General features: G+C 53.6%; 11 protein-coding genes and 1 tRNA gene. 6 read left to right on the top strand and 6 right to left on the bottom strand.

Going from position 1 to position 12251, the window contains the following annotated elements:
- Positions 1–83 precede the first annotated feature (83 nt).
- On the top strand, positions 84–635 hold the full coding sequence (gene smrB / locus ACNQ0W_RS00855) for an endonuclease SmrB (protein WP_015572246.1): 552 nt from the start codon (positions 84–86) through the stop codon (positions 633–635).
- Between the two features lie 46 nt (positions 636–681).
- On the opposite strand, the gene sixA is transcribed toward smrB, so the two are convergent.
- From sixA to ACNQ0W_RS00835, 4 genes are all read right to left on the bottom strand, one after another.
- Positions 682–1167, bottom strand: coding sequence for a phosphohistidine phosphatase SixA (sixA, locus tag ACNQ0W_RS00850; RefSeq protein WP_003861375.1), 486 nt, complete (start codon positions 1165–1167; stop codon positions 682–684).
- 209 nt (positions 1168–1376) lie between these two features.
- On the bottom strand, positions 1377–3524 hold the full coding sequence (gene fadJ, locus ACNQ0W_RS00845) for a fatty acid oxidation complex subunit alpha FadJ (RefSeq protein WP_062933253.1): 2148 nt from the start codon (positions 3522–3524) through the stop codon (positions 1377–1379).
- On the bottom strand, positions 3524–4834 hold the full coding sequence (gene fadI, locus ACNQ0W_RS00840; RefSeq protein WP_062933254.1) for an acetyl-CoA C-acyltransferase FadI: 1311 nt from the start codon (positions 4832–4834) through the stop codon (positions 3524–3526). Before fadI ends, fadJ begins: the two co-directional genes overlap by 1 nt.
- A gap of 227 nt (positions 4835–5061) precedes the next feature.
- Positions 5062–5346, bottom strand: coding sequence for a YfcZ/YiiS family protein (locus ACNQ0W_RS00835; RefSeq protein WP_003861368.1), 285 nt, complete (start codon positions 5344–5346; stop codon positions 5062–5064).
- A 372-nt stretch (positions 5347–5718) separates the two neighbouring features.
- Between ACNQ0W_RS00835 and fadL the strand changes: the two genes are divergently transcribed.
- On the top strand, positions 5719–7002 hold the full coding sequence (gene fadL / locus ACNQ0W_RS00830) for a long-chain fatty acid transporter FadL (RefSeq protein ID WP_003861367.1): 1284 nt from the start codon (positions 5719–5721) through the stop codon (positions 7000–7002).
- A gap of 44 nt (positions 7003–7046) precedes the next feature.
- Here fadL and mlaA read toward each other — a convergent pair whose 3' ends face one another.
- Entirely contained in the window at positions 7047–7799 is a 753-nt protein-coding gene (gene mlaA, locus ACNQ0W_RS00825; protein WP_003861365.1) for a phospholipid-binding lipoprotein MlaA, read from the bottom strand.
- A 314-nt stretch (positions 7800–8113) separates the two neighbouring features.
- On the opposite strand from mlaA, the gene ACNQ0W_RS00820 reads away from it, so the two are divergent.
- The gene (locus ACNQ0W_RS00820) at positions 8114–9043 is read left to right on the top strand and encodes a formate/nitrite transporter family protein (RefSeq protein ID WP_047053250.1); all 930 of its coding nucleotides are present in this window, start codon (positions 8114–8116) and stop codon (positions 9041–9043) included.
- 75 nt (positions 9044–9118) lie between these two features.
- Positions 9119–9190, top strand: a tRNA-Arg gene (locus tag ACNQ0W_RS00815).
- Positions 9191–9203: 13 nt separating this feature from the next.
- Here the strand turns inward: ACNQ0W_RS00815 and ACNQ0W_RS00810 are convergent.
- On the bottom strand, positions 9204–10583 hold the full coding sequence (locus tag ACNQ0W_RS00810) for a diguanylate cyclase (RefSeq protein ID WP_062933255.1): 1380 nt from the start codon (positions 10581–10583) through the stop codon (positions 9204–9206).
- Between the two features lie 268 nt (positions 10584–10851).
- Here ACNQ0W_RS00810 and lpxP point away from each other — a divergent pair, with 268 nt between their 5' ends.
- Both lpxP and ypdK read left to right on the top strand, forming a co-directional pair.
- The gene (gene lpxP / locus ACNQ0W_RS00805) at positions 10852–11772 is read left to right on the top strand and encodes a kdo(2)-lipid IV(A) palmitoleoyltransferase (RefSeq protein ID WP_086527955.1); all 921 of its coding nucleotides are present in this window, start codon (positions 10852–10854) and stop codon (positions 11770–11772) included.
- A 359-nt stretch (positions 11773–12131) separates the two neighbouring features.
- Positions 12132–12203 carry a membrane protein YpdK gene (gene ypdK / locus ACNQ0W_RS00800; RefSeq protein WP_099458937.1) on the top strand — a complete coding sequence of 24 codons (72 nt, stop codon included), beginning with the start codon at positions 12132–12134 and terminating at the stop codon, positions 12201–12203.
- Positions 12204–12251: the final 48 nt, after the last annotated feature.

Below are 12251 nucleotides of genomic sequence, written 5' to 3'. Positions count from 1 at the left end.
AATCAGCAATGACGCGTGTCGCTTGAGGTTAAAAAATGCGTTTAGTCGGGTACACTATCGGAAATACGAGATGAGAATGACGAATGAAAAAGAAAACATCGCTCAGCGAGGAGGATCAGGCTCTCTTCCGCCAGCTGATGACCGGGACGCGTCAAATCACGCACGACACCATTGTCCATCGCCCGCAGCGTAAAAAAGTCAGTGAGGTACCGGTCAAACGGTTGCTTCAGGAGCAGGCCGATAACAGCCACTATTTTTCAGATGAGTTTCAGCCGCTGCTCAATACTCAGGGTGCGGTGAAATATGTGCGCGAAGACGTCAGCCATTTTGAGCTGAAAAAGTTACGCCGGGGAGATTATTCGCCGGAGCTGTTCCTCGATCTGCACGGGTTAACCCAGATGCAGGCAAAACAGGAGCTGGGGGCGTTGATTGCCGCGTGTCGCCGCGAACATGTTTTCTGCGCCTGCGTAATGCACGGTCACGGCAAACATATTCTTAAGCAACAGACACCGCTGTGGCTGGCTCAGCATCCACACGTGATGGCTTTTCATCAGGCGCCAAAAGAGTACGGCGGAGATGCCGCATTGCTGGTATTGATTGAGGTGGAGGAGTGGCAGCCGCCAGAATTGCCCTGACAGGAAGGCGGGAGGCACGCTGCACCCCGCCATATCGCACGTCACGTCAGATGGCTTTTGCCATCTTCAGGTTGCACGGACTCATTTGCCAGTTAAAGACCCCTTTGCCGGTTTCGTCGAGGGTGACGTTGGCAATGGCGGACGTTGTGAACATCGGTGGCGTTTCGCCCGGGCACAGCTCAGATACCAGATAGCCGACCAGCGGCAGGTGGGAAATGACCAGTGCGGAAGCGACACCTTCATTGCACAGCGCCTGAAGGTAAGCACTGACAAGGCCAACATCGCCACACGGCGTGAGTTCAGGGAGAACATCCACGCTGGATGGCAGGTTCATACACTCCCCTACCACATCCAGCGTCTGTTCTGCCCGCAGGAACGGACTCACCAGAACGCGTTCAATGTCCACTTTTTGACCTTTAAGCCATGTCGCCATCTGACGGGATTCGTCGCAGCCACAGACGGTTAAAGGACGTACTGAGTCACTGGCGGCATCGAGTGCCGCGTCGCCGTGACGCATGATAAAAACTTGCATATTGCACCGCTTTTGTTAACCAGAATCACCGGCGTTAACTACCCGCGATTAATGCTATGAGGTAGAAAACCCGATGGCCGGGCATTGTGCCTGATCCATTCGGTGAATGAAACGCTGTTTTTTACCTCAATGGCGTAAGTATAGTCAATCTCTGTTTACAATTTCGCCAGAACAGGTCCCATCGCCTCAGGATTTACCCTTCTTTGACTTCAGTTTACGCAATCAGTTTCCCTTGCGGGCCAGAATGTCTGACCCCGTTCCGCCATCTGCAATAATTCGTCACAAGGTGTAAACCGTGGACCGTATTGCGAGGCCAGACGTTGCAGGATCGCAACCACTTCACCCGCCCCGAGGGTATCCATATACCGGAACGGGCCGCCAAGGAATGGCGGAAAACCGATACCAAACACGGCGCCGATATCGCCGTCGCGCGCGCTTTTGATCACCTGCTCACCAAAGCAGCGCGCCGCTTCATTGAGCATCATCATCACGCAGCGCTCAGCACACTGAACCGCCGACAGTTTTCCCTGACCCGTGACAGGAATAAGCGCATAAACTGAAGGGTCGACCTGTTTCTTGCTTTTACGCCCTTTCGCGGCGTAAAGATAGAAACCGCGTTCATTTTTTCTGCCTTTGCGATCGTCCTTCAAAATTGCAGAAACAAAGTTTGCAGGCGGCGCAAAACGATCGCCATAAGCCGCTTCCAGCACAGGGATAATTTTAGTCCCCGTATCAATTCCCACCTCATCCAAAAGTTGGATTGGGCCGACGGGGAAACCAAACTTCACCAGGGCGTCATCGACGTGCTCAATTTTCTCCCCTTCCGTCAGCAACCGCATCGCTTCGTTAATGTACGGCGCCAGAATGCGGTTGACGTAGAAGCCAGCTTTGTCCGCGACCACAATCGGGGTTTTGCCCTGTTTTTTCGCCAGCTTCACCACGGTGGCAATAGTCTGCGGGCTGGTTGTGGCATGCGGGATAACCTCCACCAGCGGCATTTTTTCGACAGGGCTGAAATAGTGCAGCCCTATCACCTGCTCCGGGCGCACGGCTTTCGCCGCGATGTCGCCGATTGGCAAAGACGAGGTGTTTGACGCGAAAATGGTGTGCGGCGCGCAATGCTGTTCAACGTCCGCCACCATCTGCTGCTTAAGGGCCAGATCTTCGAACACGGCTTCAATCACCAGATCGCGGTGTGCAAACCCACTGTAGTCAGTGGCGCCAGTGATCATCGAGAGGGTTTTATCGCGCTCACTGGCCTTGATATGGCGGCGCTTCACTTTGCGATCAAGGTTCTGCCAGCTGTACTGCAACGCGTGGTTGATACCCTTAGGGTTGATATCTTTGATACGTACGGGCAATTTGCCTTTACTGGCGGTGACAAATGCGATGCCGCCGCCCATCAGCCCACCACCCAGAACGCCAACGGCGCGCAGCGGAGCCGGTTCAGCTTCACTGCCCGGATCTTTTTTAACCTCCGTGCTGGCAAAGAAAATGCCGCGCAGCGCCTGCGACTGCGGCGTCATCGCCAGCTCGCCAAAGGCTTTTGCTTCCGCAGCATAACCGCTGCTGCTGCCCTGCGATAAACCGGTTTCAATCACATTAAGAATGCGCGTCGCTGCCGGATAGTTCCCTTTGGTTTTTTGCTCGGTTTTTTTACCCACCATATTGAACAGCAGCGTGCGCCCCAGCGGCCCGGCGAGGATACGCTCGCGCACCGGCAGAGGGCGTTTCGCCTGACGACCTTTCAGCGCCCGCTCAACGGCGGCTTCAAGCAAGATGGCGTGCGGAACGACCTCATCAACCAGACCCGCCTTTAACGCCTGACGGGCGCGCAGCTGTTTACCGGTTAAAATCATCTCCAGCGCCGTACTGACGCCCACCAGACGCGGCAGGCGCTGCGTGCCACCTGAACCGGGCAGCAATCCAAGCTGTACCTCCGGCAGCCCAAGTACCGTTTTCGCATCGTCGGTACAAATGCGGCTGTGACAGGCCAGCGCCAGCTCAAGCCCACCGCCCAGGCAGGGCCCGTGGATCGCAGCGACAACGGGTATCGACAGCGCATGGATCTCCGCCATGACCTGCTGCCCCTGACGCGCCAGGTCTTCTGCTTCCTGAGCGCTTTTCGCCCGGGCAATCATGTTGATATCGGCCCCGGCAATAAAGTTATCCGGCTTTGCCGAGATAAATACCAGGCCACGTATCGCTTTGTTTTCGCGGATCTGTCTGAGCATCGCACGCACCTGAACGCCAAACTCGGCCTTCAGGGTGTTCATCTTTTCGTCGGGTACATCAATGGTGATAACGGCCACGTTATCAAGGCGGACAGCCAGGTTAAATGCAGATGTCGTTTCCATTATTCAGCCTCCATAACCATTGCTGCACCCAGGCCGCCCGCCGCACAGGCGGTAACGAGACCAAAACCGCCGCCGCGACGACGCAGCTCGTGCAACGTCTGGGTTATCATTCTCGCGCCGGTCGCCGCAAACGGATGACCGTAGGCAATGGAGCCACCCAGCACGTTGAATTTACTCTGATCCACTTCGCCTGTGGCATGTGCGCGGCCCAGCACGTCGCGGGCAAAACGTTCGCTCGCCATAAGCTGCACGTTTGCCAGCGTTTGCGCGGCAAAGGCTTCATGCATATCAATCAGCGTGAGATCGGAGAGCGTCAGCCCTGCGCGATCCAGCGCCAGCGGCGTGGACCATGCCGGTCCGAGCAGCATGTCCTGCCAGACATCAATGGCGGTAAAGGCGTAGCTACGCAAATAGCCCAGCGGTGTGATGCCAAGCTCTTTTGCCCGGGATTCGGTCATCAGGATCACGGCGGCGGCACCGTCCGTCAGCGGCGTACTGTTAGCTGCGGTTACCGTACCGTGTTTACGGTCAAAGGCCGGGCGCAGCTTCGCATAATCCGCCAGCGTCGAGGTGCCACGAATGTTGTTATCTTCCGCGAGCGGTTCGCGGTAAGGCGGCACATAGGCGGTCATCACTTCGTTGGTCAGTTTGCCCTCCGACCAGGCTTTCGCTGCCAGCTGATGCGAGCGATGCGCCAGTGCATCCTGCTGTTCGCGGGTAATACCGTAGGTTTTTGCCATCTGCTCGGCAGTGTCGCCCATGCGCAGGCCGGTGGAGTATTCAGCAACGGCAGGTGGCACGGGCATGAGGTCACGCAGGCGTAAACGCGAGAAGAGTTTGAGCTTTGCACCGGTAGTGCGAGCTTTGTTGGCATCCACGAGGATGCGGGCCAGCTGTTTGCTGACGCCGATGGGCAGCACGGAGGAGGAATCCGCGCCGCCGGCGATCCCCGCGCGAATGGTCCCCGCCATCAGGCTTTCCGCCACGTTTGCCACCGCCTGGAAACTGGTGGCGCAGGCGCGGCTGACGCTGTAGGCGTCGGTATGAACATTCATGCCGGTGCCCAGCACGATTTCACGCGCGATATTGGGCGCTTCCGGCATTTGCACCACCTGGCCGAAAACCAGTTGCTCAATAACCTCTGGCGGGATCTCGCTGCGAGCCAGCATCTCCCCCACCACCATTTTTCCCAGATCGACAGCCGGTATACCGTGAAACGCGGTTGCCTGACGCGCAAACGGCGTACGTAACCCGCTGACAATGGCAATGCGGTCACCCTGTCGGGTGATAAGCGGTAATGCCTGACTCATAATACTCCCCTGTAAAAAAATTTTGCGCGCACATTAAGTGGTCTGACCTGATAATAGTCTTAACTATTTTTTTACATTGAGCCAATCGGGGAAGCGAAAAATTGCGAGCTAAGGCACAGAGAAGAAAAAGAAAATGCCCCTGCATGGCAGAGGCATTTGTGCGGTTTGTCGCCGGGTGGCGGCGTTGCCTTACCCGGCCTACACGGTCGTAGGCCCGTGCGAAAGTATTAACGCAGGCCCAGCTGGAAGATCAGCGTTTCTGCTTCGCAGGCGAACACAAAGTCGATATCCAGCTGCACGCCGCCTTCCACTTCCGTGAAGGTGGATTTGATTTCACACGGATCGGATTCGACTTCACGCGCGCGCTGGCTCAGCGCGGCCAGCGTCTCTTCCGCTTCAGCGCGGTTAGGGAATACGCGGCTGTAAGAGGCGGTGCAATCGGTGTTGTCCATAATGGTGCCAACATCCATACAGCAGCAAACCGGGGTTTCATCAGCACTGCATTTACTCATAGCTCAATTTCCTCTGTATTCGCGCAGGGCGCGAGATAAACACGATGCGTCTATTTTACGCCCCCGGACGAGCCCCCTCCAGCCGTTAATGGCGCAAATTCGGATAAGTGAGCAATATCACACTAAAAAATGATCTAAAACAAAAATCCCCTTTTCAGAGGAATCGCACTGGTCACAATTTTGCCAACCAGATCTCGTTTCAAGAAACATATCTGAAAATATTAATAAACAAACTTGCAACATCCCAGCTGGTCAGACCTATACTCTCGCCACTGGTCTGATTTGTAAGTCATACCTCAGACCCTACACTTCGCGCTCCTGTTACGGTATGTAACAATTATTGAATAAAAATAACTCAATGAGGTTATGGTCATGAGCCAGAAAACCCTGTTCAAACAAACTGCTTTAGCAGTTGCAGTGGCAATCGTCTCAACGTCCGCCTGGTCAGCGGGCTTCCAGTTAAACGAATTTTCTTCCTCTGGCCTTGGCCGTGCGTATTCCGGGGAAGGTGCGATTGCCGATGACGCAGGCAACGCGAGCCGTAACCCGGCGCTGATCATGATGTTTGATCGCCCTACCTTCTCTGCCGGTGCGGTTTACATCGATCCTGATGTCAACATTTCTGGCAAATCTCAGTTCACCGGCGCAGATCTGAAGGCGGATAACATTGCGCCGACCGCGTGGGTGCCTAACCTGCACTTTGTTGCGCCAATTAATGAACAGTTTGGTTGGGGTGCCTCTGTCACCTCTAACTATGGCCTGGCAACGGAGTTCAATAACAACTATCCGGCCGGGGAATACGGCGGTAAAACCGACCTGACGACCCTGAACCTTAACCTGAGCGGCGCATATCGTCTGAACGATAACTGGAGCTTTGGTCTGGGCTTTGATGCTGTCTACGCCGATGCAAAAATCGAGCGTTACTCCGGGGAGCAAACTGCTGCGCTGCCGAAAAACAGTAATAAAATTGCCAGCCTGAAAGGTGATGAATGGGGCTACGGCTGGAACGCCGGTATCCTGTATGAACTGGATAAAAACAACCGCTGGGGTCTGACCTATCGCTCAGAAGTGAAAATTGATTTCGATGGCGATTACAAAAGCGGCATCCTGAGCCCAGTCAACGGTATGGTCCCAGGCGCGGGCACCACCATTCCATGGGGTACCTCGAATCAAACCGTACCGGGTTCGCTGTCGCTGCATCTGCCTGAAATGTGGGAAGTGTCAGGTTATAACCGCGTTGCGCCGCAGTGGGCCATTCACTACAGCCTCGCGTATACCAGCTGGAGCCAGTTCCAGGAGCTGAAAGCTACCGGCAGCAACGGCCAGACGCTGTTCTATAAAGACGAAAGCTTCCACGATGCTTACCGTATCGCGCTCGGTACGACCTATTATATGGATGACAACTGGACGTTCCGTACCGGCGTGGCATTTGATGACAGCCCGGTACCGGCTGATAAGCGTTCTATCTCCATTCCGGATCAGGACCGTTTCTGGGTGAGTGCGGGTGCAACCTATGCGTTCAACGAGAATGCTTCTATCGACGCGGGCGTGTCGTACATGCATGGACAGAAAGTGACCTTCCAGGAAGGCCCGTACGAGTTTACCTCTGAAGGTAAAGCCTGGCTGTTTGGTACCAACTTCAACTACGCGTTCTAATCCCAACACAATTAAAAAAGGTGAGCATCGCTCACCTTTTTTATTTATTCCGAATCGATATCTTTTAATTCGTTCTCGATGGCTTTCGCGTTCGGATTATCTTCCGGCTTCAGCTTACCGCCGTTGGCAATAAAGTCATGGTTCTGGAAGTAGGCCTCGCGCACCATGATGTACGGATCGGAAGACTGGCGCAGCAGACCGTCAGAGTCCAGCAGTTGCGCACGTGTTTCAATTCCTTCCACGGTCCATTTACCAATCGACAGCGGCCAGGTGAGCCATGACAGCACCGGATACAGCGTATCCACCATGTCACCGCCATCATCACGCACGGTAAAGCTGCCGTAGAATGGCAGGTGCACATACGGACCATAACCTACGCCATAGTGCCCCAGCGTGCTGCCGAAACGGTGCGGCTGTTCACGCTGTAATTTCGGGTTCGCCATGCCTGCGACATCAATTAAGCCGCCCATACCCAGCAGGGAGTTCAGGAAGAAGCGGGTGAAATGCACCATCCCCTGATACGGGTCGCCCTGGAGGAAGTAGTTCACCATAACCGCTGGCTCTTCCAGGTTACTGGTAAAGTTGCTCAGCCCGTTACGCGCCGGCTGCGGAACGTAGTCACGCCATGCCACGGCAACCGGACGAACCAGATATGGATCCAGCACATTATAGTTAAAGCTGTACATTGAACGGTTAAATCCTTCGAGAGGATCGGAGCGTCCCGTTTGCTCGCCAGAGCTGGCGCAGCCCACAAGCATTGTTACGCCCAGCGCAAGCGCCGACAGCCGAAGCTTCATAAATTTCTCCCTGTTCAATATGGCTATCGTTGAATGCCATCTGTGACGGAGCCGGTGATGCTCCGCCTGAAACGTGCAAGTGATTGTAACAGCACGCTTACCGATGTCTACGAGGACAATGACGACCCGCTCGCGTCATCACGCTAATTTCAGCATAGCCTGTCTTTCAGAATTCGTTTCGCTGGCAATTTTATATTGGCTTTGAAAGAGATGTCTCACCTTTATTGCCATTTACAGCAATTTAAGAGCATCCCCACGGGCAAGGCGCTAAAAGCCGCTACGCTTAAATGAGCAATTACCCCGAAGGAGCTGTTATGAAAGACATTAGCGAAGACAAAATTGGCGAAAGCAAAGAGGAGCTTGAGATTGAAAGTGAGGAGAAAGACCGGGGAGAAGAGATAGAAGTCGATGAAGATCGCCTGCCGTCACGCGCCATGGCTATTCATGAGCATATTCGCCAGGACGGGGAAAAAGAGATGGAGCGCGACGCGATGGCCCTGCTGTGGTCAGCCATTGCAGCCGGTCTGTCGATGGGCGCCTCTCTGCTCGCCAAAGGGATATTTCACGTTCAGCTGGAAGGCGTACCGGGCGGGTTTTTGCTGGAAAATTTAGGCTACACGTTCGGCTTTATTATTGTCATTATGGCGCGACAGCAGCTTTTTACGGAGAACACCGTCACTGCCGTACTGCCCGTCATGCAAAATCCGACCCTCGGTAATTTCGGTTTACTGATGCGCCTGTGGAGCGTCGTGCTGCTGGGGAACCTGATCGGTACGGGCATAGCCGCCTGGGCGTTCGAGTATATGCCAATATTTGATGAACCGACCCGCGACGCATTTGTGAAGATTGGCATGGATGTGATGAAAAACACGCCGGTTGAAATGTTCTCTAATGCCATAATTTCCGGCTGGATCATCGCCACGATGGTCTGGATGTTCCCCTCAGCGGGTAGCGCGAAGATCGTGGTAATTATCCTGATGACCTGGCTTATCGCACTCGCCGATACCACGCACATTGTTGTCGGAACCGTTGAGATCCTTTATCTGGTATTTAACGGCACACTCCACTGGAGCGACTTTTTCTGGCCGTTCGCCCTGCCTACCCTCGCAGGCAACATTTGTGGCGGGACCTTTATCTTTGCGCTGCTGAGCCATGCGCAAATCCGTAACGACATGTCCAACAAGCGTAAGGCCGAGCTTAAGGCTCAGGAAAAAAAGGATAAAACTGCCGAAAAATCGGCGTGAACGGTGACTCTTTGACCAGTCAGGCGGCAATGCGCTTAACGAAAAGTGTAAATAACGCTATACTCTTGCCGCTTCGTCCCCTTAGTTAAATGGATATAACGAGCCCCTCCTAAGGGCTAGTTGCAGGTTCGATTCCTGCAGGGGACACTTCCGTCTTTCCTTACGCCCCCTTCCAAAGCTCCACGCAGTTCCGGCCACGTCGTTTCGCGCCGTATAAAGCTTCATCCGCTGCCTGAATCAATCGCTCGTAATCGGGATGTCCGTTGAACATCGCCACGCCTATCGAGAGGGAGAGCGGGATAATATCGCCGGTTGGGGAGTTGACCTTGATTTTTTCCACCCGCCTGCGGATACGCTCGGCGATTCGCAGCGTGTCCACCTCTGAGATTTCCGTTAGCACAATCAGAAATTCATCGCCGCCGTAGCGAAAAACGTAATCACAGGTTCGCACGTTGTCGTAGAACGCGCCGGAGACTTTTCGCAAGATCTCGTCCCCGGTGTTGTGCCCCCAGGTATCGTTGATTTGTTTAAATTTGTCGACATCAATCAGCAGCGTCGAGAGCGTTGTTCCCGCCCGGGTAGCGTGCAGGATTTCGCGTTTGAAGATGGTTGGCAGGAAACGGCGGTTCAACAGACGGGTCAGGACATCAACCCCCACCTCGTGTCGCGACACTTCGTCAAACAGTTCGCGCAAAAGCGTGATGATTTGCGAGAGCGTATTACGCATTCGCTGCAAGAATTTATCCCGCTGCGCTTTATCACTCAGACCCTGCCCTGAAAGACGGATCTCGTTAAAAAGGTCATCGAATTCCTGAATCAGACGAGAGATATGTCCAGCCTCAGCGATCCCGCTGAAGTAGTGCCGACCTTTATGGCTAAACCACAGTCCAAATTCAGACTGCCCCAGCGGCAGACTGTTGCCGATACTGGAATTAAGCGTGATCTTATACAGAAGCACCATTTCCCATGACAGCAACGCCGCGGTCTGTCGCTCCTTCTCCTCTTCTGCGTTCTCCATTAAGGAAAAGATGCGGTAATTTTCGTCCTCTTTCGCCGCATTGTTCTCGCTAAAGACATAGGCCCGCGACATCACTTCCATGGCCAGATCGATACTGTTTATCGCGTAGTGATAAATATGCAGCTTCACCTCAGGCGAATGGGCGCTGGTAGTAATGACAGGCAACAGCAGCTTTTTCAGAACGCGGAAGCCCATTTCGACTAAATCAACCGAAATACCAATACGGGCATGAACATCCGCAGCGCGCTGTTGCGCCCGCATCTGCTCTTCAACCTGCTCCACCCGGCATGAGAGTACATCAATAAGCCAGCGACGAAGTGCCTCCTGAAGCTGCCTTTCCACCTGTTCGGTGGTCAGGAATTCCGCGACCGACGGATCTGCCAGTACAACCCGATAAAATTCAGCTACCAGGGGCGTTGCATTGTCCCTCGCAAGCTCAGTCGCAAGCCGATGCACATCGGGATCGGTTTCATTAATCAGCTTCACCCACTCTTCTTTCACCGTTTGCAGGTAGGTTTCCATCGTCTGCACCTTCAGGAGTCATGCGGGAACGCAGATTTAACAATAGCAAAATCAAACCACTCCGCAATTGCCGCTTTTTTAAACAAAAACGAGTGATAGCTCATAATGTATAACGGTGCTACATTATGCCGCCCACCCAAGTCAGCAATGGCCAGGCAACGTCGTAAAGAACGGTAAAGCCTGCAACCATGACCTCGTCCTACGGTCTTAATGGCACATGGTATCGCGAAGTCTGCGCTACCTTCACAGGCTTCACATAGGTTCCACTATTTTGTCTCAATCCAAATTTCAGCGGGCGTTTCTGCACCCGCGCTACTGGTTTACGTGGTTTGGCCTTGGCGTTCTTTGGCTGCTGGTTCAACTTCCTTATCCCGTGATCCGTTTCCTGGGTTCGAAGCTCGGCAGCGCATCGCGTCACTTCCTTAAGCGTCGTGAGTCCATTGCCCGAAAAAATCTCGAACTTTGCTTTCCGCATTACAATGCGCAGCAGCGCGAAACGCTGATTGCGGAAAACTTTAAATCTATCGGTATGGCGCTGCTTGAAACCGGTATGGCCTGGTTCTGGCCAGACGAGCGTGTCCGTAAATGGTTTGACGTGGAAGGCCTGGATAACCTGAAACGTGCCCAGATGCAAAACCGCGGCGTGATGGTTGTGGGTGTGCATTTTATGTCGCTTGAGCTGGGCGGCCGCGTTATGGGCCTTTGTCAGCCGATGATGGCAACCTATCGCCCGCATAACAGCGCGCTGATGGAATGGGTACAAACGCGGGGCCGCATGCGTTCAAATAAGGCGATGATCAGCCGTAACAATTTGCGCGGTATGGTTGGCGCCCTCAAAAAAGGGGAAGCCGTCTGGTTTGCCCCGGATCAGGACTACGGTCCTAAAGGGAGCAGCTTTGCCCCTTTCTTTGCGGTTAAAGATGTCGCTACGACGAACGGTACTTTTGTGATTTCACGTCTCTCAGGCGCCGCGATGTTAACAGTGACCATGGTCAGAAAAGCGGATAAGTCAGGCTATCGTCTGCATATCTCTCCAGAGATGGCAAACTATCCCGAAGATGAGAGTGAAGCCGCGACCTTTATCAATAAGGTGATTGAGTTTGAGATTATGCGTGCGCCTGAGCAGTATCTGTGGATGCACCGCCGCTTTAAAACCCGTCCCCTGGGCGAAGCCTCACTCTATATCTGACCCCTTTCGAAGGTTAGTTTCGCTAAGAAACTAACCTTTTCAAACACCTGTAATCGCAGTGCGTAACGGCTTTTTTCGACCGTCGCTCAACAGGCATTTATTGCGTACCGAAATCAAACTGTCTCCGTTCCACGACACCCGTAAGTGTAGGAAATTATTTAAAAAAATGCCTCTTGTCACTCCTGAAATTTAGGCGTACATTAGCGCCGTCTGGCGACAGGAAAGCACAGAATTCAGAGCTGAAGTTAGCGACGTCACGGGATAATTCCGATTTCCCCTTTCGCATGATTTCAACTCTCTATACTCAGTTGGACTCTGTTTTTTTAATGCGTACCGGAAGATACGCGGAGCGATGAAACGTGAAATATTTCTTTATGGGCATTTCGGTTATTGTTTTAGTTTGGGCCGGAACGTTTGCTCTGATGATCTAGTTAAGAAAATGCAGTCAAAAAAACAGGCGCCGTTGGCGCCTGTTTTTT

This window comes from Enterobacter cloacae complex sp. 6730903 (genome assembly GCF_048283985.1).
In the GTDB taxonomy this organism is placed as follows: domain Bacteria; phylum Pseudomonadota; class Gammaproteobacteria; order Enterobacterales; family Enterobacteriaceae; genus Enterobacter; species Enterobacter hormaechei_C.
The sequence above is the reverse complement of the archived record's forward strand: the minus strand, read 5'-3'. Positions and strand labels throughout refer to the sequence as shown.